Source organism: Pseudomonas sp. ANT_H12B (genome assembly GCF_008369325.1).
GTDB lineage: Bacteria > Pseudomonadota > Gammaproteobacteria > Pseudomonadales > Pseudomonadaceae > Aquipseudomonas.
This window is the reverse complement of sequence record NZ_VOBI01000020.1, coordinates 1-23,272: the sequence shown is the minus strand read 5'-3', so window position 1 is coordinate 23,272 and position 23,272 is coordinate 1. Positions and strand designations below refer to the sequence as shown.

The 23,272-nt window shown below is 58.0% G+C and carries 21 protein-coding genes and 1 pseudogene; 7 read left to right on the top strand and 15 right to left on the bottom strand.

The features are described from left to right. Positions 1 to 7 precede the first annotated feature (7 nt). Together FQ185_RS24925 and FQ185_RS24920 are read right to left on the bottom strand one after the other, a co-directional pair. Positions 8 to 1,195 carry an MFS transporter gene (locus FQ185_RS24925; RefSeq protein WP_149419748.1) on the bottom strand — a complete coding sequence of 396 codons (1,188 nt, stop codon included), beginning with the start codon at positions 1,193 to 1,195 and terminating at the stop codon, positions 8 to 10. 237 nt (positions 1,196 to 1,432) lie between these two features. After that, positions 1,433 to 3,022 carry an ABC-F family ATPase gene (locus FQ185_RS24920; RefSeq protein WP_149419747.1) on the bottom strand — a complete coding sequence of 530 codons (1,590 nt, stop codon included), beginning with the start codon at positions 3,020 to 3,022 and terminating at the stop codon, positions 1,433 to 1,435. 495 nt (positions 3,023 to 3,517) lie between these two features. On the opposite strand from FQ185_RS24920, the gene lpxO reads away from it, so the two are divergent. Then, positions 3,518 to 4,417 (top strand): lipid A hydroxylase LpxO, encoded by a 900-nt coding sequence (gene lpxO / locus FQ185_RS24915; protein ID WP_149419746.1) that lies wholly within the window; start codon positions 3,518 to 3,520, stop codon positions 4,415 to 4,417. 129 nt (positions 4,418 to 4,546) lie between these two features. On the opposite strand, the gene FQ185_RS24905 is transcribed toward lpxO, so the two are convergent. Beyond that, entirely contained in the window at positions 4,547 to 5,395 is an 849-nt protein-coding gene (locus tag FQ185_RS24905; RefSeq protein WP_149419744.1) for a Ku protein, read from the bottom strand. Between the two features lie 216 nt (positions 5,396 to 5,611). Between FQ185_RS24905 and FQ185_RS24900 the strand changes: the two genes are divergently transcribed. Beyond that, positions 5,612 to 5,968 (top strand): hypothetical protein, encoded by a 357-nt coding sequence (locus FQ185_RS24900; RefSeq protein WP_149419743.1) that lies wholly within the window; start codon positions 5,612 to 5,614, stop codon positions 5,966 to 5,968. A 51-nt stretch (positions 5,969 to 6,019) separates the two neighbouring features. Further along, a complete protein-coding gene (locus tag FQ185_RS24895) occupies positions 6,020 to 7,171 on the top strand; it encodes a PQQ-dependent sugar dehydrogenase (RefSeq protein WP_149419742.1) in 1,152 nt (383 codons plus the stop codon). A gap of 42 nt (positions 7,172 to 7,213) precedes the next feature. Here FQ185_RS24895 and rimI read toward each other — a convergent pair whose 3' ends face one another. Next, a complete protein-coding gene (rimI, locus tag FQ185_RS24890; protein ID WP_149419741.1) occupies positions 7,214 to 8,317 on the bottom strand; it encodes a ribosomal protein S18-alanine N-acetyltransferase in 1,104 nt (367 codons plus the stop codon). 92 nt (positions 8,318 to 8,409) lie between these two features. Here rimI and FQ185_RS24885 point away from each other — a divergent pair, with 92 nt between their 5' ends. Together FQ185_RS24885 and FQ185_RS24880 are read left to right on the top strand one after the other, a co-directional pair. Further along, the gene (locus FQ185_RS24885; protein ID WP_149419740.1) at positions 8,410 to 9,984 is read left to right on the top strand and encodes a RimK family protein; all 1,575 of its coding nucleotides are present in this window, start codon (positions 8,410 to 8,412) and stop codon (positions 9,982 to 9,984) included. Between the two features lie 7 nt (positions 9,985 to 9,991). Next, positions 9,992 to 10,915 (top strand): magnesium transporter CorA family protein, encoded by a 924-nt coding sequence (locus tag FQ185_RS24880; protein WP_149419739.1) that lies wholly within the window; start codon positions 9,992 to 9,994, stop codon positions 10,913 to 10,915. A gap of 104 nt (positions 10,916 to 11,019) precedes the next feature. Here FQ185_RS24880 and FQ185_RS24870 read toward each other — a convergent pair whose 3' ends face one another. After that, on the bottom strand, positions 11,020 to 11,337 hold the full coding sequence (locus FQ185_RS24870) for a DUF2834 domain-containing protein (RefSeq protein ID WP_149419737.1): 318 nt from the start codon (positions 11,335 to 11,337) through the stop codon (positions 11,020 to 11,022). 247 nt (positions 11,338 to 11,584) lie between these two features. Between FQ185_RS24870 and ilvA the strand changes: the two are divergent. Beyond that, positions 11,585 to 12,580: pseudogene (ilvA, locus tag FQ185_RS24865) on the top strand (threonine ammonia-lyase, biosynthetic); the annotation flags it as partial. A gap of 404 nt (positions 12,581 to 12,984) precedes the next feature. Then, a complete protein-coding gene (locus tag FQ185_RS24860; RefSeq protein WP_149419735.1) occupies positions 12,985 to 13,251 on the top strand; it encodes a DUF1652 domain-containing protein in 267 nt (88 codons plus the stop codon). Here the strand turns inward: FQ185_RS24860 and FQ185_RS24855 are convergent. The 10 genes from FQ185_RS24855 to FQ185_RS30370 all read right to left on the bottom strand — a co-directional run. Then, positions 13,248 to 13,643, bottom strand: a complete 396-nt coding sequence (locus FQ185_RS24855) for a hypothetical protein (protein WP_149419734.1) — start codon at positions 13,641 to 13,643, stop codon at positions 13,248 to 13,250. The two genes, FQ185_RS24860 and FQ185_RS24855, sit on opposite strands and share 4 nt — an antisense overlap. Positions 13,644 to 13,733: 90 nt before the next feature. Next, positions 13,734 to 14,000, bottom strand: a complete 267-nt coding sequence (locus tag FQ185_RS24850) for a DUF2790 domain-containing protein (RefSeq protein ID WP_149419733.1) — start codon at positions 13,998 to 14,000, stop codon at positions 13,734 to 13,736. Positions 14,001 to 14,345: 345 nt separating this feature from the next. Next, the gene (locus FQ185_RS24845) at positions 14,346 to 15,284 is read right to left on the bottom strand and encodes a carbohydrate kinase (RefSeq protein ID WP_149419732.1); all 939 of its coding nucleotides are present in this window, start codon (positions 15,282 to 15,284) and stop codon (positions 14,346 to 14,348) included. A 13-nt stretch (positions 15,285 to 15,297) separates the two neighbouring features. Then, positions 15,298 to 16,794 (bottom strand): xylulokinase, encoded by a 1,497-nt coding sequence (gene xylB / locus FQ185_RS24840; RefSeq protein ID WP_149419731.1) that lies wholly within the window; start codon positions 16,792 to 16,794, stop codon positions 15,298 to 15,300. Between the two features lie 28 nt (positions 16,795 to 16,822). Beyond that, complete coding sequence (locus FQ185_RS24835) at positions 16,823 to 18,298, bottom strand: mannitol dehydrogenase family protein (protein WP_149419730.1); 1,476 nt, start codon at positions 18,296 to 18,298, stop codon at positions 16,823 to 16,825. 16 nt (positions 18,299 to 18,314) lie between these two features. Continuing rightward, positions 18,315 to 19,418, bottom strand: a complete 1,104-nt coding sequence (locus FQ185_RS24830) for an ABC transporter ATP-binding protein (RefSeq protein ID WP_149419729.1) — start codon at positions 19,416 to 19,418, stop codon at positions 18,315 to 18,317. 169 nt (positions 19,419 to 19,587) lie between these two features. After that, complete coding sequence (locus FQ185_RS24825) at positions 19,588 to 20,418, bottom strand: carbohydrate ABC transporter permease (protein ID WP_149419728.1); 831 nt, start codon at positions 20,416 to 20,418, stop codon at positions 19,588 to 19,590. A gap of 10 nt (positions 20,419 to 20,428) precedes the next feature. After that, entirely contained in the window at positions 20,429 to 21,328 is a 900-nt protein-coding gene (locus tag FQ185_RS24820; RefSeq protein WP_256730498.1) for a carbohydrate ABC transporter permease, read from the bottom strand. Between the two features lie 176 nt (positions 21,329 to 21,504). Then, entirely contained in the window at positions 21,505 to 22,815 is a 1,311-nt protein-coding gene (locus FQ185_RS24810; RefSeq protein WP_149419726.1) for a sugar ABC transporter substrate-binding protein, read from the bottom strand. 219 nt (positions 22,816 to 23,034) lie between these two features. Then, on the bottom strand, positions 23,035 to 23,272 hold a 238-nt coding region (locus FQ185_RS30370; RefSeq protein ID WP_218575897.1), incomplete at its 5' end, for a hypothetical protein.

Sequence of the window (23,272 nt, the reverse complement as noted above, 5' to 3'; positions counted from 1 at the left end):
TGGACGGTTAAGCCATTGCGCGGCGTTTCAGCAATAGGGTCAAACCAAGTCCAGTCACCGACAACAACGCCGCGCTGAAGAAAATCCACGAATACCCCAGGTTCAACGCTACGGCGCCCATCAAAGGCCCGGCAATCGCCAATGCCAGATCGAAAAACACCGCATAAGCACTCAAACCCGCCCCGCGACTTGAGTTGGGCACCTGCTTGATCGCTTCCACCCCCAGCGCCGGGTACACCAGCGATAGACCGAACCCGGTCAGGCCGGCGCCGATCAACGCATAACCGGTCGAAGGGGCGAGCCACAACAGCACAAGGCCGACGGTTTCAATGCACATGCAGGCAATCGCCGAGGTGAATCCGCCGAAGCGGCTGATGCTCGAGATGAACAAGATCCGCGCCAGAATGAAACAAACGCCGAATACCGTCAGGCAGTAGGCTGCGCCCGCCCAGCCACGACTGACGTAATACAACGTGATAAAAGTGGTCAGGGTGCCGTAGCCGATGGAGGCCAGGCTCAGGCTCGCGCCGAACGGCGCAATGCGTCCGAACACTGCCCAGAACGGCAGACGCTCGCCGCGAATCACCGGCACCGAGGGTTTATTGCGGATCAGCAGCAACGCCGACAGGGCCAGCATCGACAGCGCGATCCCAAGACTGGCGAACCCCAGCTCACCAACCATCACCACGCCCAGCGGCGCACCAATGGCGATGGCTCCGTAGGAGGCGATGCCGTTCCAGGAGATTGATCGCGCGGTATGCTCCGCGCCCACCTGCCCCATGCACCAACTGATGGTGCCGACCCCGATCAAGCCCTGGGCAATCCCCAGCAACAGGCGGCCGGCGATCAGGATCAACAGGCTCAGCAACGGAAAACTTTGCAGCAAAGTTGAAATCAGCGTCAGCACACCGCTCAACACAATCCCCGACAGCCCGTAAACAATCGCCCGCTTTGTGCCAATGGTGTCCGACATGCGCCCGGCCATGGGGCGGCTGAGCAGGGTGGCCAGGTATTGGGAGCCGATGGTCAACCCGGCCACGATGGCACTGAACCCGAGTTGTTCGTGGACATACCCCGGTAACACCGCAATCGGCAGGCCGATGCAGAGGAAGGCAATAAAGGTATAAAAAACGATGGAGACGATCTGCACGGTGATCGCCATGGAGCTTTGCGGTGGCAGCTGCGGCACAGACATGAGGGCTCGTTCGCGGGCGGCGGTGGGAGACCTGCATCATGGCGTGGGCATGGATTAAAAGAAAGCAGGCTAACTACTTTCTCCCAGGCTGATCGTTCCCACGCGCAGCAAAGGAATGCAGCCCTGGACGCTCTGCGTCCCAGGAGGCGTTACCACGCGGAGTGTGGGAACGATCAGCAACCCCGAAATGCAAAAAGCCCCGTCACATGGACAGGGCTTTTCAGTTTCAGCAGCTATTTAGAACACAACGCCTTGGCTACGCAGGTAATCGTCATAGGTGCCGCTGAAGTCGATCACGCCGCTGGCGCTCAACTCGATGATGCGGGTGGCCAGGGACGATACGAACTCACGGTCGTGGCTGACGAAGATCAGTGTGCCCGGGTAGTTCTCCAGCGCCAGGTTCAGCGCCTCGATGGACTCCATGTCCAAGTGGTTGGTCGGTTCGTCCATGATCAGCACGTTCGGCTTTTGCAAAATCAGCTTGCCGAATAGCATGCGACCTTGCTCACCGCCGGAGATGACCTTGACCGACTTGAGGATCTCGTCGTTGGAGAACAGCATCCGGCCGAGGGTGCCACGAACGATCTGCTCGCCGCCCTGGGTCCATTGGCCCATCCAGTCGAACAGGTTGCAGTCGTCTTCGAAGTCGTGCGCATGGTCCTGGGCGTAGTAGCCCAGTTCCGCGGCGTCGGTCCACTTCACGGTGCCGGCATCCGGGGTCAGTTCGTTGACCAGGGTACGCAGCAGGGTGGTTTTGCCGATACCGTTCGGGCCGATGATCGCTACGCGTTCGCCGGCTTCAACCTGGAAGCTGAAGTCCTTGAACAGTGTCTTGCCGTCGAAGCCTTTGGCCATGCGCTCGACGATGACCGCCTGACGGTGCAGCTTTTTGGTTTGTTCGAAACGGATGAATGGGCTCACACGGCTCGAAGGCTTGACTTCGGCCAGTTGGATCTTGTCGATCGCCTTCGCGCGGGAAGTGGCCTGCTTGGCTTTCGATGCGTTGGCCGAGAAGCGGCTGACGAACGATTGCAGTTCGGAAATTTGCGCTTTCTTCTTGGCGTTGTCCGACAGCAGCTGCTCGCGGGACTGGGTCGCCACGGTCATGTATTCGTCATAGTTGCCCGGGAACAGACGCAACTCGCCGTAATCCAGGTCAGCCATGTGGGTGCACACGCTGTTCAGGAAGTGACGGTCGTGAGAGATGATGATCATCAGGCTGGAGCGCTGGGTCAGGATGTTTTCCAGCCAGCGGATGGTGTTGATGTCCAGGTGGTTGGTCGGTTCGTCGAGCAGCAACACTTCAGGATCGGAAAACAGCGCCTGAGCCAGCAACACGCGCAGCTTCCAGCCAGGGGACACCTCGCTCATCGGGCCAAAGTGCTGCTCGATGCCGATACCCAGACCCAGCAGCAATTCGCCAGCGCGGGATTCGGCGGTGTAGCCGTCCATTTCGGCGAACTCGGTTTCCAGCTCGGCCACGGCCATGCCGTCTTCTTCGGTCATTTCCGGCAGCGAGTAGATACGGTCGCGCTCGGCCTTGACCTTCCACAGCTCTTCGTGACCCATGATCACGGTGTCGATCACGGTGAATTCTTCGTAAGCGAACTGGTCCTGGCGCAATTTACCCAGACGCACGTTCGGCTCGAGCATGACCTGGCCGCCGGACGGCTCAAGATCGTCGCCGAGGATTTTCATGAAAGTCGACTTGCCGCAACCGTTGGCGCCGATCAGGCCGTAGCGGTTGCCCGCGGCGAATTTGACCGAAACGTTTTCGAATAGCGGCTTGGCGCCGAACTGCATCGTGATGTTAGCTGTAGAGATCAAAGGTTTTTCCTGCGAAGCATTCAGAGTAGCTAGGGTTGCGGCAGTACCGATTCAGTACCCGTTTCCGGTATTCAAACCATAGGAAATGCATCCCGGTCAGAAGCGGAAGGTCCATCTGGCAATAAGTGGACAGCAGCATATGGAGCGCGTGGCCCGAGTCGAAGTGCGCTGAGACGGGTTCATTCCCGTCATCAACCAAGGGGGGCGCGTAATGTTTGGCGGCGATTGTACTGGTCTGGCTCTTTAAACGATAGGGCGTTAGGGCCGTACGGGCGCTTTGGCAGCATCAGAGGACAGATTTTCACATCTGAAAGCTAACAAATGGTTACAAACAGTGATTAAAATGCCATCTATCGACCAAACGCCGACTGTCGGCACAGGCTCAAGGACGTGCCAGCGGGACCGCTGTTTCGTTTTCAGACGCTGCACAAGCCCCTTGGGCCAAAAGGCCTGCGGGGGGCGCAGTTTGTTCACTTCTGACATGTGACGAATTCTGTGAAACTCATCATTGCCACTATTTATGTTGTATCCATCGCGTATGTCCACCTGCGCGGTCGGGTGCGCCACAAGCTGGGCCGTCAACTGAGCGACCATTCGACGTTTCTGGCGCCGATCAATTGCTTCCTTTATCTGTTCTCGAAAATCCCTAACAAGCCTTACCTCGATCCAGCCGATTTCCCCGACTTGAGCCCGTTGCAGGCCCACTGGGAAGAAATTCGCGCCGAAGGACAGAGCCTGCTCAGGACAGGGGAGATCAAGCGGTCGAACCAGTACGACGACGTTGGCTTCAACTCCTTCTTCAAAACTGGCTGGAAGCGTTTCTATCTCAAGTGGTACGGCGACAGCCACCCTTCGGCGATGAAACTCTGCCCGCGCACCACCGAACTGGTGCAGAGCATCGGCTCGATCAAGGCGGCGATGTTCGCCGAGCTGCCACCGGGTTCCAAACTGGTCCGTCACCGCGATCCGTACGCCGGTTCCTACCGTTATCACCTGGGTCTGGAAACACCGAACGATGCCGGTTGCTACATCAACGTCGATGGCGAGAACTATCACTGGCGCGACGGTGAAGCGGTGATGTTCGATGAAACCTTCATTCATTACGCCGAAAACACTACTCAACAAAACCGCATCATTCTGTTTTGCGATGTCGAGCGGCCGATGAAGTATCGCTGGGCCGCGGCGTTCAATGGCTGGTTCAGCCGCAATGTGATGTCGGCAGCGGGCGCGCCCAACGATGTGGGCGACAAGACCGGTGGCATCAATCGCTTGTTCGCCAAGGTCTACAAGATTCGTCTGCGCGGCAAGGCGCTCAAGAAGCGTAACCGTAAACTTTATTACATCGAAAAGTGGGCGATTTTTTGCGGGTTGTTGGCGTTTTTCGTTCTGATCTGAATGTTGCTTTGCGGCATATAACGCCATCGCGGGCAAGCCCGCTCCCACAAGGTTCTATGTAGCACACCGAACCCTGTGGGAGCGGGCTTGCCCGCGATGAGGCCGTAACAAACACCGCAAAACGATCAATCAACCACGAGATGTCTTCGTGGCTTTTTTATTAGCAGCCGGTTTGGCTTTACCGGCCCCCTTGCCCCCAAGACTACGCTTGAGCAACTCGGTCAAATCAATAACATCCGCCGTTTTACGCTCTTCTTCGCCCGTCGCCGTTTCCACGTCCTCGATTTTTCCTTCATTGGCCTTTTTCTCGACCAGCGCCATGATCTTGTCTTCAAAGCTGTCGCGGTAATCGTCGGGCTTCCAGTCGGCGCTCATGTCTTGAACCAGACGTTTGGCCATATCAAGTTCACCCTTGGCCAGTACAGGTTTGGTCACCTCGCTACCCAACTCAAGCGTGTCGAGGCTGCGTACTTCTGCTGGCCAGCGCAGCATGACCAAAACCATTGCTGACTCAAGCGGCATCAGCGCAGCCAGGTGCTGGCGGGTATGCAAGACCACGTGGGCGAGGGCGACCTTGTTGGTTTTGCTAAGGGTTTCGCGCAACAGCGCATAGACCTTGCCACCGCGTTTATCCGGTGCGAGGTAGTAGGGCGTGTCGATGTTTTGTAGAGGAATCTGTTCACTGTCGACGAAGGAAAAGATGTCGATGGTCTGAGTGGACAACGGATGCGCCGACTTGATCTCCTCTTCACTGAGGACCACATACCGGCCTTTTTCGTACTGCACACCTTTGACGATGTGCTCCTTGGTGACTTCTTTGCCCGTGACCTTGTTGACCCGTTTGTAACCCACCGGGTCCATGCTGCGACTGTCGAGCCAGTCAAAATCAACCCCTTGAGAAGACGTCGCCGAGACCAGCGCAACAGGGATATGCACCAGACCGAAACTGATTGCGCCTTTCCAGATTGCCCGTGCCATGGTCGTCTACTCGCGAGTGATGTTCAGGTGACCGGTAACGCTGCGCAAAAGTTTCAGCGGGTTGCGGCCCGGTGCTGCGGCCCGGTGCTGCGGGCGGATCGGCGGCGTGGTCAACTGGTGTTACATCTTGTGAAGGAGGTTTTAGTTAACAAATCCGAACCCCGGGCGTAGCGTGCTATCGAAGATTCTATCCACGCTGATTTCCAGAGGCTCCCCATGAACAAATTTGTGCTCGGCTGCATTGCATTGGCGCTGAGCGGCTTGCTGAACAATCTGGCGCAGGCCGACACCGCACCGCCAACGTCTTCCTTGCAATTGGCCCAGAGCCCGACGGGCAACTCGAACAATCCTTACAACAGCCCGATACGCCGGGCGAATCCCAACAGCATGCAAGGCACGCAACCCGGCGCGCCAGCGATCCGCGGGCCGAACACCGTGCCCGTGCCGAGGCCGCCGACACTGGATAATGGTGGCATCGGCAACCGCTATCCCCAGGGTCGACCGCCTCCCGCCAGTCAACCGAAATTCATTCCCAATCCACCTCATCGAGATGAGGACACCAGCAACCGTTGAACGGCAGGACAGCGTTCTTGCCAGCCATTCGAACGATAAAAGGAATCGTGCATGTTGCGTAAAACCCTTCTGGTTACCTTCTGCGCCAGCGCACTGATCACCGCTGCAGCGCCCGTTTTTGCGGCGCCAACCCAGGAAATGAAAAGCGAACAGGGCAGCCTCGAGGTCACGACGATTACCAAGGGGCTGGAGCACCCTTGGGCGTTGGCGTTCCTACCCGATCGCAAAGGCATACTGGTCACCGAACGGCCCGGCAACCTGCGAGTCGTCAGCGCCGACGGCAAACTGTCAGACCCAATTGATGGCGTGCCCAAGGTCTGGGCCAAGGGGCAGGGTGGTTTGCTGGACGTGGTGCTGTCACCCGACTTCAAGCAAGATCGCACCGTGTATCTGTCTTATGCCGAAGGTGGTGGTAAGGGCGACAAAGCCGGGACGGCGGTTGGCCGTGGGCATTTGTCGCAAGACCTGAAGACCCTCAAGGATTTCAAAGTGATCTTCCGTCAGGAGCCCAAGCTGTCGGCCGGTAACCATTTCGGCTCACGGCTGGTATTCGACCGCGACGGCTATCTGTTCATCACCCTGGGCGAGAACAACGACCGGCCGACGGCCCAGGATCTTGACAAACTGCAAGGCAAGGTCGTGCGCATCTACCCGGACGGCAAGGTGCCGGACGACAACCCCTTTGTCGGTCAGTCCGGGGTACGTCCGGAGATCTGGTCCTACGGTCAGCGCAATCCGCAAGGCGCGGCACTCAATCCCTGGACTGGCGTTCTCTGGGAAAACGAACACGGTCCCCGGGGTGGCGATGAAATCAACATCATCGAGCGGGGCAAGAATTACGGCTGGCCGATGGCAACCCATGGCATCAACTATTCAGGCCAGCCGATTCCGGAAGCCAACGGCAAGACCGCCGAAGGCACCGTCGCCCCGCACCACGTCTGGGAAAAATCCCCCGGCCTCAGCGGCATGGCCTTTTACGACGATGACCGCTTCAAGCCCTGGCAGCACAACGTGTTTATCGGCGCGCTGGTGAGCCAGGAGTTGATTCGCTTGCAATTTGATGGCGACAAGGTGGTGCACGAAGAGCGATTGCTGGGTGAGCTGAACAAGCGCATTCGCGATGTGCGACAGGGGCCGGATGGGTATTTGTATGTGCTGACCGATGAAGATGACGGCGCGTTGTACAAAATCGGATTGAAATGACTCACTCCCGACTGATCATTCCCACGCGGAGCATGGGAACGATCAGTTTGAAGATCGGGCATACACAATCACTGTCGCCTTCAATTTGCCCCGTCCAAAGCCGCTCATTTTCTCAAACTCCCCATGACTGACCGGCAAGTGCTGGCAGTCCATGGGTTGCCGATGCTGGCTGTGATCGACATCCGGATCGTGCAGGTAGACGAACTCTTCATCGCAATCGGTGACGATCACCCAGTGCGGGGACTTCGAACGGGTCAGGCGATAACTGCTGATCAGTACCAGCGGTTGTCCACCTTCGTCCAGTAGCCGAGGCAGGTCCAGCGCGCCGCCGATCATTCGCTCCACATCGGTCTCTTGTAGCTGTGTCGTAAACTCCTCGTGCACCAACCGCATGACGTCTTTTTTATGCTCATCGCGCACGCCATCGAGGAACAACGGCTCGGCCATACTCAGTTGCAGACGTACTCGAAACCCCCGTCGCCACGCCGCCAATGCCAGCCCTTGAGGGCTGCAGCCGCCGTGGCCGGAAGTCATGAACACGGTCGTTGCCTCGCGCCAGATTTGCAGTTCCTCGCGGCGCTCCAGCACTCGATCCTGTTGCAACGCCCCCATAGCCATTAACAGGCAAGCCGGACCGCAGGTGAAATCGGTGGTCTGCGGGTACCAGGGCACCTTGATGTTGCGTGAGTCGCGGTGCTCGAGGATGCGTTTCTCCAGGCGCAGCGCATCGGCATGGTCCTGGTAATAGTCATGAATCAACGCGAAACGTTGGTAACCGTTGCGCTCATACAGCGCAATCGCCGCTGGATTGTCGATGCGCACTTCCAGCCGCAAGTAGGCGCAATCGTGCTCAACGGCGCAGGATTCGATGCGTTGCAACAACTGTTTGCCCAACCCGCTACCGCGCGCCTCGGCGGCAATCGCAATCGAATAGAGGCGCGCTAGCGAAGTGCCGCGGTGAAACAGCACCACGGCATAACCGACCAGTTGCTCGCCACGCTGGGCCACCAACAGCTGCCCGTGAGCCCGGGTGATCATCCATTGAAAACTGCGACTGGTGAGCCGATCCGTGGTGAAACATTGCTGTTCAAGGGCCAACAGTGCGGGTAAGTCTTCAACTACCGCCAGCCGAAAGACAAGATTCATATAACCGCCGTAAAAGTTACGTAACGAAACGAGACTTTCAAAAAAGTTCGTGCTTAATAGGAAAGGTCTTGTTCTCCAACGGATCAATCACTATGTCAGCGGTACAAGGTCATTGGCGCGAAGTATCCGAGCAAACTTTGCCGGCAGCAACTTATTTCAGTGGCTCGGATAGAACCTCCAGTCAGTTGATTATCATCGTCGAACGCAAGGAAGACTGGGCCTCTTATTTTCCCAGTGAAGACATCGTCAGCGCTCAGGAATACCTCGAGCAGGCTCGTGCCAACGAGCAGGGCAAACGCGTCCAGGTGATCAACCTGTGCCGCAGCTACAAGTACCTGGGGCACGGTTATTACTGCTCGCTGCTGGCTGAAGCGCGGGGGCACAAGGTCATTCCTTCGGTGCGAACCATCAGCGAATTGACCAAAAAATCCCTGTACGGCCTGGCTCTGGACGATCTGGATAAACCCCTGGAAAAAGCCCTCAGTAATCATCTTTACAGTGATACCGAAGGCTTTACCCTGACACTTTATTTTGGCAAAACTAATATCGAACCGTTGCAGGATCTGGCGCGCCAGTTATTCGAGGTGTTCCCGTGTCCGATTTTGTTAGTTCAGTTTCGTAGAACTAACGGCTGGCACATCGAAGGCATCAAGTCAGGTGCGCTGCATAAGTTGCGCGAGGACCAAGAAGACCAGTTTGCCAACTCGCTCGACAGTTTCAGTCGCAAGATTTGGCGCGTGCCGCGTTCCCGGCGATTGGCCCGTTATGACCTGGCGATTCTGCACGATCCGCAGGAAGCATTGCCGCCGTCGAATGCCAAGGCACTGGACAACTTTGTCAGGGTCGGCAAAACGTTGGGCATCGACGTGGAGCTCATCGAGCGCAAAGACTATGCACGCATCGCCGAATACGACGGTCTGCTGATTCGCGAGACCACCAGCGTCGACAACCACACTTATCGTTTCGCCAAAAAGGCTGAAAGCGAAGGGTTGGTGGTGATGGATGACCCGGCCTCAATCCTGCGCTGCACCAACAAGGTCTACCTGACGGACCTGCTCAAAAGTCATCAACTGGGCATGCCCGCCACCGAAATCCTCTACAAGGAGCGACCGGAAGATTTCGAGCGGGTCGGCGAGCGCCTGGGCTTTCCGTTGGTGTTGAAGATCCCCGATGGCTGTTTCTCCCGAGGGGTGATCAAGGTCGAAAGCCAGCAAGCCTTGCTCGAAGCCACCGCCGAACTGTTCGAACATTCGGTGCTGTTGTTGGCCCAGGAATTTTTCTACACCGAGTACGACTGGCGCATCGGTGTGCTCAACCGCAAACCGATCTTTGCCTGCCAGTACTTCATGTCCAAGGGCCACTGGCAGATCTACAACCACAAGGCCAAGGGTCAGGACATCAACGGAGAATGCCGCACGCTGGCGGTTCACGAAGCACCGCGCGCAGTGGTGGAATTGGCCGTGAAGACCGCCAACCTGATCGGCGACGGCCTCTACGGCGTCGACCTCAAACAGTCCGGCGATAAAGTGGTGGTGATCGAGGTCAACGACAACCCGAACATGGACGCCGGCATCGAAGACGCTTACTTGCAGGACGATCTGTATTCTCTGGTGCTGGAAGAGTTCGTCCGCCGCCTGGAACTCAAGCGTCGCGGCCAGGCCTGGTGAGCAGCGGATGATCAAGAGCTTTCAACTGACCCAAGGCGCGCTGCAATCGGTCGAACGGATCGATGCCGACGTGATGCTGTTCAGTAATCCCGATGCGGCCGAGCGGGATCTGCTGCACAGTCATTTCAAGCTTGATGAACACGCCTTGGCTTCGGCGCTGGACCCGGACGAGGTGTCGCGCATCGAGTTCCATCCCGACAACTTGTTCCTGATCTGGAAACGCCCGGAAAACTACTCCGGCGCCGGCAGCCTGGCCTTTGAAGTGTCGTCGTGCGGCTTATTGTTTTGCGAACATCGCCTTCTAGTGATCGCCACCGACGACGCGCCGCTCAGCGGTCTGGGCCTGCGGCAGCCGCTGAATTCGCCGCTGGATGTGTTACTCGACTTGCTGTTCAACAACATCCATCACTATTTGGGCCATCTGAAAGTCATCAAGATGGTTGCCCGGGAGTTGCAACAGAAATTCAACGCGTCGATGCAAAACCAGCACTTGATCCAGATGTTCAACCTCAGCGAAAGCCTGATCTATTACATCAATGCGATTCACAGCAACGGCGCGGTCCTGACGCGGCTGCGCAACCATGCTGGAAAGGAGCTCTTCAGCGCCGAGGCCATTGGTTTGATCGACGACCTGATTATCGAAAACAACCAGTGCTACAAACAGGCGGAAATCTACTCCACGGTGTTCTCCGGGCTGATTGACGCTCGGGGCAACTTGATGAACAACAGCATGAACAACCTGCTGCGCAAACTGACATTGATCAATGTGGTGTTTTTGCCGCTGAATTTGATTGCAAGTATTGGCGGTATGTCCGAGTTCAGCATGATGACAGCGGGCGCACCGTGGTGGGTTTCGTATCCGTTGTTTTTGATGGCGATGATGATGGGGGCTGGAATGATGGTGCTTGGGCTGAGGCGGTTGGCGAAGTGAATGTGTTGACTGTCAGGCCGCCTTCGTGAGCAGGCTCGCTCCCACAAGGGATTTGCGTACGCCACAAATCCAATGTGGGAGCGAGCTTGCTCGCGAAGGCGATCTCAAGCACGCAACTTCCTATCCTGCAAACTGCGAACAACCAGATACAACAACGGCCCGATGGACACAAAAATCGCGGTAATCAACAGGTAGGGAGCAACCGACAACCTCGACTGCCCACGCTTGCGTGCATCGCGATACATACAGATTCCGGCCAGGCTTGCCAACAAGTAAAGATCAATCACCACCTGCGCAGTATCCGGTCGCGACATCAGGCTGATGCCGAAATCGATCAACGACTGCTCAGCCCGCAGCATCACCGAAACGGTGTAGCCGGCAAAGGCGATCAGGGCAATGAGGGGCAGGGCGACAGACTTCATGGTTTCCTTCCTTGGGACGATGAGCAGAATCGCCAGCCTATAGGCTCCAAAGAAAATTGGCCATTGACTTGCCACCAGCGCCCGGCTAATTTCCAGCCATGACTTCCACCGTATTGCGCTGCCAGCCAAGCATTATTACCGCCATTCCTTATCTGGCGGGCTAGCTCACGACTGCAGCACCCAACCCGCCCTAGAGGCGGGTTTTCATTTTCTGTCTCCTGGGCTCGATCAATGTCAGGAGACGACCATGAGCAGCACCCACGCCCAGCAGACCTTGCTTGAGCACTACGTGAAAAAGATCCTCGCCGCGCCTGTGTACGAGCTGGCGGTGCGCACGCCGTTGCAAGCGGCACCGGCGCTGTCCGAGGCCTTGGGCAATCAGATCCTGCTCAAGCGCGAAGATCTGCAACCGACCTTTTCCTTCAAGATTCGCGGCGCCTACAACAAGCTGGTGCAACTGAGCGATGAGCAAAAGGCTCGCGGCGTGATCACCGCATCGGCGGGCAACCATGCCCAGGGCGTGGCATTGGCGGCGCGTGAACTGGGAATTGCCGCAACCATCGTTATGCCGTGTACAACGCCGGAATTGAAGGTGCTTGGCGTGCGCAGTCGAGGGGCCGATGCCGTACTGCACGGTGATAGTTTTCCGTTTGCTCTGGACTATGCGCTGAACCTGGCCCGGCAAACCGGCCGAACCTTTGTTTCGCCGTTCGATGACCCGGACGTGATTGCGGGGCAGGGCACGGTGGGCATGGAAATCCTTCGCCAGCACCAAGGGCCGCTGGACGCGATTTTCGTTCCGGTGGGCGGCGGTGGCTTGATCGCCGGCATCGCCGCGTACGTCAAATACCTGCGCCCTGAAGTGCGCATCATCGGCGTCGAATCGGAACATTCCGCTTGTTTGTATGCTGCATTAAAAGCGGGCGAACGCGTGGTCCTGCCGTCCGTAGGCACTTTCGCCGATGGCGTGGCTGTGGCCCAGATTGGTGCTTATGGTTTTGAGGTCTGTCGGTTTTGCGTCGATGAAGTGTTGACGGTCAGCAACGACGAGCTGTGCGCAGCGATCAAGAATATCTACGACGACACCCGCTCGATCACCGAACCCTCCGGTGCTCTGGCCGTCGCCGGAATCAAAAGATATGTAGCACAAACCGGCGCCTGTGGTCAGACCCTGGTGGCGATCGACTCAGGCGCCAATATCAATTTCGATAGTTTGCGGCATGTAGCGGAACGCGCTGCATTGAACGGCGCCGCGGCATGAGGCCTGAACCGGCTATTGCTGAATCGTCGATAGCCCGGCAACCAACAGCCGGACGGTAGTGATTAAGGTCAATGAACCCATGATGCCTCCTTGCTTGTGAGTGGGGGCAGCGGATACTGAATTGTTTGGCAACATTTTTATTGCCGTCAGCGGTTAATGCAAACCCGCCGTAGCGGGTGTGCAATTTGCCGGGCTATCCCTGGCCTTTCTTGCAAATTGCATGAGGCCATTTGCCCACCATTTTGCTAAACCGTTGATTTACCGATGAGCTGCAGGGCGAAATCCCAGGCATGTTTTATGCTGTAGCTGATCTTAAGCTGACCGGGCACTTCATTGAGTCAGCGTTGATGTTTGATTGGCAGTCTCATATAAAGGAGAGGGTCACCATGTTTCTTTCTGCCTTGGAACTTCGCAACATCATTGAAAGCAGTTTTCTGCCGAAACGTTGTCAATGCACGCTGTCGCCGGACCTGTCGATGACCGTAAAGGTATATTCCGATCGTCAAACCGATCACCTCGATTTGATGGTGACCGGAATAAATGCCAAACAGCTAAATGGTTGCCGAGAAATCAACGACTTGATCGCTGGACTGCGCTCCGACATGGAGGGGTCTGTTAATCAAACTCTGCATCCAGACCGGAAAGCCCTTTAACCCACGGTTTCGAGTTCCACCGACAGGCGCTGGGTCTGGAGAAAAGCCAGACCCAGCGCCAGCTCGACCACCACTGCAAGCAAAATGCCCGGACCGGCATGGCCACTGCACATTTCGCCGATGCCCATTGCTGCCAGACCAAAACAACCGATCATGAAACCGCTGCTCATTGCGTCGCGGGTTACTGACGGCGACTCGTTTCGAACCAGAAAAAACATCACGCCCAATGCCGCGAACAGCACCGCAATGCGCCTGGCGACCAAACCTGTGGCTGACGAGTATTCAATGCTCCAAGTCGACAACAACCAGTCGGGCGTCAAACCCCAGACCAGCACCAATAGAAAACACAGAAAAGAAGTCAGGGTCGACAAGGTGCGAAACGACAACTGCATGGCGAATCCTTGCGGCAGTAAGGGAGGCGCTAGAGCATAGCGCCAGATCCCTCACCGCAATACCGCCTGGTGTTATTTCAGACGTTTCAGTCAGTTTTGATAACTGCACGCGTCAGAAAGTTTTCTGTAGGCGATTTCCGCAGGTTTGCCCGTGGTGTCGATGTACTTCATTTCAGCCGTAATGACTTTGCAGTCCAGGGTCGTAGGTTCGGTGAGCGAAACGACCTTGGCTATATGCAACGGCATACCGTAGTGATACGGCACGGCTTGAGCGGATGTGGAGTCGTTGGCTTGAGCGAGGCCGGCAAACGCGGTGCAGGCGAGGGCAGTGGTCAGTAGCAATGTGCGGGTGTTCATGAAGAGTCTCCGGTGCAGGCGAAAAGTCAGCTCGACGTATAGGCGCCGAACCTGCCGCACTGGGCATCAGAGAAGTCTGAGGGCGTGCGGTCCAGTAAAGTTTTGGACCGCGCGGTTAAGGGATGGTTAACCCGACTGCATGCCGCTTGTCGTGAGGAGGTTTCTGACAGAGGTGCTGACCAGGGTCGACTCGTCGCCTTTGCCTTCGGCCTGCCGGTAGTCGCTGCGGTGGCGCTTGAGGGCGCCGCGTGGATGCTCCAAAACCCTTAGTCGAACAGTTTCGGCCAATGAATACTGGGTGATTCCCACACTGATCGTTCTCACGCTCTGCGTGGGAACGATCAGTTAGGCCAGTTGCTGCCGATAGGGCAAATCCGGCCCGGTTTTGCTGCATGTCAACGCCGCGGCACTGACTGCAAACTTGAGCATCGCATCGATCTGCATCTGGCTCAGCCGTTTCAAGCCCTCAACCGAATCCAGCTGCTGCTCCGTCAGCCAAGTGATCAGCGCCGCCTGGAACGTATCGCCAGCCCCCACGGTGTCGGCAATCTTCACCGAACAGGCCGGCACCGACCACGAACCGTGAACCCGACTGAACACAGTCGCACCCTCGCCACCACGGGTCAGGAACACTAACTCACAGCGATGCTGCAGCCAGCCTTCAATCACTCGCTGCGGATCCTGCTCGGGATACAACAGGCTCAAATCCTCATCGCTGACCTTGATCAGGTCGGCAAGCTCGATGAGGGTCGCTATCCGCGAACGCCACAGTTCGATATTCGGTTCAGGGTTGAGACGTACATTCGGGTCAAGGCTGATCAGGCGTTTACCGCTCTCGCGGCGTACCAACGCCAGAAGGGTATCGGCAATCGGCTGCACCACCAGCGAAAACGACCCGACATGCAAACCGCGCACCTCAGGCCCCAGCTCCGGCAGATGCTCCAGTTTCAGCTGTCGATCTGCGCAACCTTCACCCCGAAAGCTGTAGTGGGGCGAGCCATTGGCACCCACCGCGACCATTGCCAGGGTCGTAGGCGCGGCAAAATCCACCAGATAGTCGGCTCGCACGCCTTCGTCCTGCAGCACCTGTTGCAAGCGCCGGCCAAGGTAGTCGGTGGACAGCCCGGCAAACAATGCCGCCTCCACGCCCAATCGACGCAAACCCACTGCCACGTTGAACGGCGAACCGCCGGCAATCGCTTTGAAATTCACTTTTGAAGCCAGGCCGCTGGCGTCGTCCTCACTGAAGAAGTCGAACAGCGCTTCGCCACACACCAGATACATAGTTGTTCGCTCTTTAAAGGGTTGCGACATGCTGCTGATAGCGTTCATAGGCCTGCTGACAGGCCGCCACATTTTCTGCAATCGGCAAGGTTTCACTGGCCAGATCGAGCTTCACACAGCGCTCGCAAAGATCCGCAAGACTGTCTTCCTGGCCATTTGCCCAGGACGTGCACCACGCGGCCTGAATCGCCGCGCCCAAGGCTGCGGCTTCGCTCTGTTCGGTACAGATCACCGGCGTGTTCATGATGTCGGCGACGATCTGCCGCCACACCTGACTTTTCGAGCCGCCACCAATCAGGCAGATGCGCAGGCTTTGTAAGCCATTGTGGCGCAACAGGTCCAGCCCATAACGCAAACCGAAGGTCGTGCCTTCCACCACCGCGCGACACAGATTGGCCCGGGTCAGGTTGGTCATGTTCAGCCCCAGCAGGCTGCCGGTGGCATGGGGCAGGGCAGGCACGCGTTCACCATTGAGAAACGGCAGCATGCTCACGCCTTCGGCACCGATTGGCGCTTGCGCAACGAGGTCGTTGAACGGCTCGATATCCAGTTCGAACAACTCGCGAATCACCCCGGTGGCATTGGTCAGGTTCATGGTGCAGATCAGTGGCAGCCAACCGCCGCTGGAAGAACAGAACGTCGCCACTGATGCATCCGGGCTGACTGTCGGTTGGTCGGCATAGCCGTAGACCGTCCCGGAGGAGCCGAGGCTCATGGTGATCGCGCCGGGCTTTATATTGCCGGTGCCAATGGCTCCCATCATGTTGTCGCCACCGCCGCTGGACACCAGCGCCCGAGGGTTGATACCCAGGTGCAAGGCGATACTCGGCAAGATTGTGCCGACCGCTTGATGGGCATCGATCAGCTCCGGCAGCGCGGTTTGCAGGCGCCCGGTGGGATCGATGTCGCGCAGCAACTGCAGGTCCCACTGGCGGGTGCGTACGTTGAAATAGCCGGTGCCCGACGCGTCACCGTACTCGCTGCAACTGCGGCCGGTGAGCCAATGGTTGAGGTAGTCATGGGGCAGCAGAATGCGGGCGATTCGAGCGAAAATGTGTGGGTGTTGTTCTTTGGTCCAAAGCAGTTTGGAGACGGTGTAGCCCGGCGCAATCACCACGCCGAGGCGTTCCAGGGAGCCTTTTTCACCGCCCAGATGAGTCAGCAGTCGGTCGTTCTCTGCAGTGGATTCGGTGTCGCACCAGAGCTTGGCCGGCCGCAGGACCTGACCCTGATCATCGAGCAGCACCAGGCCATGTTGCTGGCCGGAGACGCCGATGCCGAGGATCTGCTGACCGTCGACATTCGCCGCGATCAGCGCACGGCGGGTGGCGAGGGTAAAGGCTTCCAGCCATTGATTGGTGTCTTGTTCGCGACGACCATTGGCACCGCTGATCAGGCTGTGCGCGGCGGCACCCTGGCCCAGCACCTGACCGCTGACGGCGTCGAGGACGATGGCTTTGGTGCCTTGGGTGCCGCAGTCGATGCCGAGGAATAAATGTTGGTTTGTCATGGATACACCTGCCGAAGATCGGGAACGATCAGTTGACGAGTACTCGTTCGAGGGTTGTTGTTACGCCGACATCACGCAAGCTGTTACAGCACCACTCAAACGCCGCCACAAACTCGGGCGAATGCGGGATCGCCGTACCAAAAACCTCCTCAACCGCCAGCAACCGTTGCGTGATCAACGCATCATCCGCCACCAGCGCCTGACAGAACGCCGCCCGCGGATCTGGAATGGTGTAGGTATCGCCATTCTCATCGACGCCTTTCAAGTACAACGCCCACGCCGCTACAACCAGCGCCGCACGCTTGGTCTCCCGACCGTCGGCAATCAAGCGGTTAATCGTCGGCACCGTAAACTTCGGAAACTTCGACGAACCGTCCGAACACACGCGCTCCAGCTGATCGGCAATCGCCTGGTTGGAGAAGCGCGTCTCCAGCGTGTTTTTGTACTCGGTCAGGTCAATCCCCGGCACGGGTGACAACTGCGGGGTCACGTCCAGGTCCATGTAAGCACGCATGTAGCGCACGAACAGCGGGTCGTTCATGGTTTCGTGAACGAAGCGGTAACCCTTCAAAAACCCCAGATAAGTGAGTGCGAGGTGACTGCCGTTGAGCAGTTTGATCTTCATCTCTTCATAAGGCGTGACGTCGTCAGTGAACTGCACGCCGACCTTTTCCCAGGCTGGACGACCGTTAACGAACTTGTCTTCCAACACCCATTGCACAAAGGGTTCGCACACCACCGGCCAGGCGTCGTCGATGGCGTGTTTGTCGTGCAGTTGCAGCTTGTGTTGGGTGCTGGTCATCGGCGTGATGCGATCGACCATCGCGTTGGGGAAACTCACGTTAGTGGCGATCCAGTCCCGCAGATCGGCATCGCGCAGAGCGGCGAAAGCCAGTAACGCTTTGCGAGTGACCGCGCCGTTGTGCGGCAGGTTATCGCAGGACATCAAGGTGAACGCTGGCGTACCGGCGGCGCGGCGTTTAGCCAGCGCCGCGCAGAGGAAACCGAACACGGTTTTTGGTGTGTTCGGGTGCGCCAGGTCGTGCTGGATCTGCGGCAGCTGGGCCATGAACTCGCCGTTGCTGTCGTCGATGCAATAGCCGCCTTCGGTAATGGTCAGCGAAACGATGCGGATCTCAGGGCTGGCGAGTTTGTCGATCAGCGTCTGCGCGCCGTCTTCGGCCAGCAGCATGTCGCGGATCGCGCCGATCACCCGGACTTCGGTGTCGTCGGTATCACCCAGTTCGAACAGAGTGAAGAGGTAATCCTGCTCTTTGAGATCGTCCCGGGCGCGGCGGTCTTCGGCGCGCAGGCCGACGCCGCAAATGGCCCAGTCCAGGCCTTCGCCGGTATTCATCAGCGCATCGGTGTAGTAGGCCTGATGCGCCCGATGGAAACCGCCGATGCCGATGTGCGCGATGCCTTGGCGCGTATCGCTCAGCGCGTAGGCGGGCAGCACCACCTCGGGGGCGAGGCGGTTGAGGTTGTATTTATTGAGTTTCATCACAGGCTCTCTAAAATCAGGCCGCAACGCGCAACGGGCGGGTCAGCGCCACGCCGTCGGCATCGAATAAATGGCAGTGTTCGGCGTCCAGGTGCAGGCTCAAGGTCTCGCCAAAACGGCTCGCCAGGTCACCGCGCACGCGCATGGTCAGTGCCTCACCGGAGGAGGTCACCACGTGGCAGAAGGTGTCGCTGCCCAGGCGTTCGCTGACGTCGGCGGTGACTTGCAATGTGCAGTCGTCGGGTTGTGCGAGATTGAGGTGTTCCGGGCGAATCCCCAGGGTGACCGCGCCACCGACGCTCAGGTTGGCACCGCTCAAGGGCAGGGTGATGCGGGTGCCGGCGTCCAGCAGCACTTCGCAGCTCTGGCTTTCGACGCGGGTGACTTTACCCTTGAGGAAGCCCATTTTTGGCGTGCCCAAAAATCCGGCTACGAACAGATTGGCAGGCTGGTGATACAGGTCCAGCGGGGAGCCGACTTGTTCGACTTTGCCGCCATTGAGTACGACCACTTTGTCGGCCATGGTCATGGCTTCGACCTGGTCGTGGGTCACGTAAATCATGGTGGCTTGCAGTTCTTTGTGCAGCCGCAACAGTTCCAGACGCATCTGCACCCGCAGGGCGGCGTCGAGGTTGGACAGCGGTTCGTCGAACAGGAAGATTTTCGGGTTGCGCACGATGGCGCGGCCGATGGCCACACGTTGGCGTTGGCCGCCCGAGAGTTGCTTCGGTTTGCGTTCCAGCATCGGCCCGAGCTCGAGAATACGCGCCGCTTCGCCGACTTTCTTCTCGACTTCGGCTTTCGGTACGCCCGCCAGATCGAGGGCGAACGACATGTTCTTACGCACACTCATGTGCGGGTACAAGGCATAGGTCTGGAACACCATTGCCAGGTCACGCTTGGCCGGGCTGACTTCGGTGATGTCGCGGCCATCAAGTTCGATGGTGCCGCCGCTGACTTCTTCCAGGCCGGCAATCAGGCGCAGCAACGTGGATTTTCCGCAGCCCGACGGGCCGACGAACACCACGAATTCCTTGTCATTCACTTCCAGGTCGATGCCTTTGATGATGGAAAAGCCCTCGAAGCCTTTTTGCAGATTCTTGATTTTCAGGTTGGCCATGGTGATGGGCCTCCGCTTGAGTTAATTCATTACGCCCGGCGAGCTTTTTGTGGGGGGGGCTTGCCCGCGATGGCGATTTAACCGCCGACATCCACGTTGAATGTGCCGACGTCATCGCGGGCAAGCCCGCTCCCACAGGGTTTTGTGTCAGATCAGGGATTTGGGTAAATCATTTCACAGCACCAAATGACAGGCCGCGGACCAGTTGTTTCTGGCTGATCCAGCCGAAGATCAGGATCGGTGCGCAGGCCAGCGTCGACACCGCCGACAACTTGGCCCAGAACAGACCTTCGGGACTTGAGTAGGAGGCGATCAATGCGGTCAACGGAGCGGCTTTCGACGAGGTCAGGTTCAAGGACCAGAACGCTTCGTTCCAGCACAGGATCAGCGACAGCAGCACAGTGGAAGCCAGACCACCCTTGGCGATCGGCAGCAGCACCCGGACCATTTCCTGCCACAGTGTGGCGCCGTCCAGGCGTGCGGCTTCGAGGATGTCTTTGGGGATGTCCTTGAAGTAGGTGTAAATCATCCAGACCACGATCGGCAGGTTGACCAGGGTGTAGATCACGATCAGCGCGATGCGCGTATCGAGCAGGCCAAAACTCTGGGCCAGCAGGTAGATCGGCATCAGCACGCCCACTGGCGGCAGCATCTTGGTGGAGAGCATCCACAGCAGCGTGCCTTTGGTGCGCTGGGTTTCGTAGAACGCCATCGAGTACGCCGCCGGCACCGCGATCAGCAGGCACAGGGCCGTGGCGCTGAACGAAATCACTACCGAGTTCCAGGCGAAGCTGAAGTAGTCGCTGCGCTCGTTGATGTGCAGGTAGTTCTCCAGCGTCGGCGTGAAGAGGAACTGCGGCGGCGTGGCGAACGCATCGATTTCGGTTTTGAAACTGGTCAGCACCATCCAGAAGATCGGGAAGAAGATCAGGGTCGCGATGGCCCAGGCCAGGGTGCCGAGCAGCAGGCTTTGCAGGCGGCGGGATTGTTGAAGGGTCATGGCGCAGGCCTCAGGCTTTGTCTGTCAGGTTTTTGCCGATCATCCGTACCAGCACGATGGCCGCGATGTTGGCGATCACCACCGCAATCAAGCCACCGGCGGACGCCATGCCGACGTCGAACTGCACCAGCGCCTGGTTGTAGATCAGGTACGCGAGGTTGGTCGACGCGTATCCGGGGCCGCCGTTGGTGGTGGTGAAGATTTCGGCGAACACCGAGAGCAGGAAGATGGTTTCGATCATCACCACCACCGCAATCGGCCGCGCCAGGTGCGGCAGGGTCAGGTGCCAGAAGATCGCGACCGGCCCGGCACCGTCGAGGCGCGCGGCTTCTTTCTGTTCCTGGTCGAGGGACTGCATGGCGGTCATCAGGATCAGGATCGCGAACGGCAGCCATTGCCAGGACACAATGATGATGATCGACAGCAACGGGTAATGCGCCAGCCAGTCCACCGGTTGTGCGCCGAAGAGCTTCCAGACGTAGGCAAGAATCCCCGACACCGGGTGGAAAATCAGGTTCTTCCAGATCAGCGCACCGACGGTGGGCATGATGAAAAACGGCGAAATCAGCATGACCCGCACGATGCCGCGACCGAGGAACTCACTGGCCTCCAGCAGCGCACTGATCAACACCCCGAGCACCACGCTGATCAGCAGCACGCTGCCCACCAGCAACAGGGTGTTGGTGGCCCCGGGCATGAAACCCGAGTCGGTGAGGAAATAGGTGAAGTTCTCCAGCCCCACGAACTCGTTCTCGCCGGGGTTGAGCAGGTTGTAGCGGATCACCGAGAAGTAGAGGGTCATGCCCAGCGGCACGATCATCCACAGCAGCAACATGGCGACCGAAGGGCTGACCAGAAACCAGCCGGGGTTGGACAACCGGCTTTTACGCACCGGCTGGGGGATGTCCATTTGAGCTTTGGCAGTTGAAATATTCATGGCGAAAGAACCGATTCATGCAGACCTATGAAGATCTGTGGGAGAAGGCTTGCCCGCGATGGCGGTGTGTCAGTCACCCACAATGTTGAATGGGAGGCCGTCATCGCGGGCAAGCCCCCTCCCACAGAAGGCGGGAGCAGGTTGCGGGGTTACTTGGGATAACCGGCACGCTTCATCTCACGTTCAGTGGTTTGCTGGGCAGCGGCCAGGGCCTGGTCAACCGTGGTCTGGCCGATCAGCGCTGCCGAGAACGATTTGCCGACCTGCGTACCGATGCCCTGGAACTCGGGAATGGTCACCAACTGGATGCCGATGTAAGGCACGGGTTTCAGGGTCGGTTTGCTCGGGTCCGCGGCTTTCAGCGACTCAAGGGTCACTTTGGCGAACGGCGCAGCCTTCATGTACGCATCGCTGTACGTCGATGCGCGGGTACCGGGCGGCACGTTGGCAATGCCGTCTTTCTCGGCAACCAACGCCCCGTATTCCTTGGAAGTGGCCCAGGCACTGAAGGTTTTCGCTGCGTCCTTGGCTTTGGAGCTGGTCGGGATCGCCAGCGCCCAGGAATACAACCAGGCCGAGCCCATGTCGGTGGTCTCGTGCGGTGCGTAAGTGAAGCCGACATGCTCGCTGACCTTGCTTTGAGTCTTGTCGGTGACGAAGGAGCCGGCGACGCTGGCATCGACCCAGATCGCACATTTGCCACTGTTGAACAGTGCGAGGTTTTCGTTGAAACCGTTGCTGGAAGCACCCGGGGGGCCGGAATCTTTCATGGTCTTGACGTAGAAGTTCAGCGCGTTTTTCCATTCGGGACCGGTGAATTCAGGCTTCCACTGCTCATCAAACCAGCGCGCGCCATAGGCATTGGCGACGGTGGTGATCAGCGCCATGTTCTCGCCCCAGCCGGCCTTTCCGCGCAGGCAAATGCCGTACTGTTCTTTGTCCTTATTGGTGAGTTTGCTGGCGAATTCGGCGATCTGAGTCCAGGTCGGGCGTTCGGGCATGGTCAGCCCTGCGTCCTTGAACAGGTCGGTGCGGTAATAGGTGATGGAGCTTTCGGCGTAGAACGGCAGCGCGTAGAGCGAACCCTTGACCGACAGGCCTTCGCGTACCGAAGGGAAGACGTCGTCGAGGGCGTAACTGGCCGGCAAATCCTTCATCGGCTCAAGCCAGCCTTTTGCGCCCCAGAGTGCGGCTTCGTACATGCCTATGGTCAGCACATCGAACTGGCCACCTTGAGTGGCGATGTCGGTGGTCAGGCGTTGACGCAGGACGTTTTCTTCGAGCACCACCCAATTGAGCTTGATGTCCGGGTGCTCGGCCTCGAAGGTTTTCGAGAGCTTTTGCATGCGGATCATGTCGCTGTTATTGACGGTGGCGATGGTCAGGGTCTGGGCGCCAAGGCTGACGCTACTGAGGGTCATGCAAGTGAGGGCAAGCAGAGCTTTTACAGAAGGTTGCATCGTGCACTCCTTTTCTGCACCCCGTGGGTAACAGAAGGACAGTTATTGTTTTTGTGTCTTCCATGGCAGGAAGAATGTGCACTGATTACAGCCTTCAATTGCGGATGAGACAAATCATCCATCGCACTTGAATCGATACTATTTTGCACTGTGATTTTTGAGGAGACGTACGTGGCACGGCTTTTTAGCCGTTAGCGCCGTTGTATTCTGTACAGGTTTTCAGCTTGAATACAAAACCTTGTGGGAGCGGGCTCGCTCCGGGCGGCGTTCCGACGAAGAGGCCGGCAGATCCACCATTTGTATCGGCTGACTGTCCGCTATCGCGGGCAAGCTGAACTGGCCTAATAATTCCGGACACCTCTTAAGGGCGATATGATTTCGCCAATTTGGAGGTTCCATGAAAGAAAGAAGAGTCTTTTCCCGCGAGTTCAAACATCGTGCAGCCAGCATGGTGATT

What these genes read in the sequence shown, in the direction of transcription:
- FQ185_RS24925 (WP_149419748.1), bottom strand. Translation starts at nt 1,195, where the DNA reads ATGTCTGTGCCGCAGCTGCCACCGCAAAGCTCCATGGCGATCACCGTG.
- FQ185_RS24905 (WP_149419744.1), bottom strand. Translation starts at nt 5,395, where the DNA reads ATGGCACGGGCAATCTGGAAAGGCGCAATCAGTTTCGGTCTGGTGCAT.
- FQ185_RS24900 (WP_149419743.1), top strand. Translation starts at nt 5,612, where the DNA reads ATGAACAAATTTGTGCTCGGCTGCATTGCATTGGCGCTGAGCGGCTTG.
- FQ185_RS24895 (WP_149419742.1), top strand. Translation starts at nt 6,020, where the DNA reads ATGTTGCGTAAAACCCTTCTGGTTACCTTCTGCGCCAGCGCACTGATC.
- rimI (WP_149419741.1), bottom strand. Translation starts at nt 8,317, where the DNA reads ATGAATCTTGTCTTTCGGCTGGCGGTAGTTGAAGACTTACCCGCACTG.
- FQ185_RS24885 (WP_149419740.1), top strand. Translation starts at nt 8,410, where the DNA reads ATGTCAGCGGTACAAGGTCATTGGCGCGAAGTATCCGAGCAAACTTTG.
- FQ185_RS24880 (WP_149419739.1), top strand. Translation starts at nt 9,992, where the DNA reads ATGATCAAGAGCTTTCAACTGACCCAAGGCGCGCTGCAATCGGTCGAA.
- FQ185_RS24870 (WP_149419737.1), bottom strand. Translation starts at nt 11,337, where the DNA reads ATGAAGTCTGTCGCCCTGCCCCTCATTGCCCTGATCGCCTTTGCCGGC.
- FQ185_RS24860 (WP_149419735.1), top strand. Translation starts at nt 12,985, where the DNA reads ATGTTTCTTTCTGCCTTGGAACTTCGCAACATCATTGAAAGCAGTTTT.
- FQ185_RS24855 (WP_149419734.1), bottom strand. Translation starts at nt 13,643, where the DNA reads ATGCAGTTGTCGTTTCGCACCTTGTCGACCCTGACTTCTTTTCTGTGT.
- FQ185_RS24850 (WP_149419733.1), bottom strand. Translation starts at nt 14,000, where the DNA reads ATGAACACCCGCACATTGCTACTGACCACTGCCCTCGCCTGCACCGCG.
- FQ185_RS24845 (WP_149419732.1), bottom strand. Translation starts at nt 15,284, where the DNA reads ATGTATCTGGTGTGTGGCGAAGCGCTGTTCGACTTCTTCAGTGAGGAC.
- xylB (WP_149419731.1), bottom strand. Translation starts at nt 16,794, where the DNA reads ATGACAAACCAACATTTATTCCTCGGCATCGACTGCGGCACCCAAGGC.
- FQ185_RS24835 (WP_149419730.1), bottom strand. Translation starts at nt 18,298, where the DNA reads ATGAAACTCAATAAATACAACCTCAACCGCCTCGCCCCCGAGGTGGTG.
- FQ185_RS24830 (WP_149419729.1), bottom strand. Translation starts at nt 19,418, where the DNA reads ATGGCCAACCTGAAAATCAAGAATCTGCAAAAAGGCTTCGAGGGCTTT.
- FQ185_RS24825 (WP_149419728.1), bottom strand. Translation starts at nt 20,418, where the DNA reads ATGACCCTTCAACAATCCCGCCGCCTGCAAAGCCTGCTGCTCGGCACC.
- FQ185_RS24820 (WP_256730498.1), bottom strand. Translation starts at nt 21,328, where the DNA reads ATGGACATCCCCCAGCCGGTGCGTAAAAGCCGGTTGTCCAACCCCGGC.
- FQ185_RS24810 (WP_149419726.1), bottom strand. Translation starts at nt 22,815, where the DNA reads ATGCAACCTTCTGTAAAAGCTCTGCTTGCCCTCACTTGCATGACCCTC.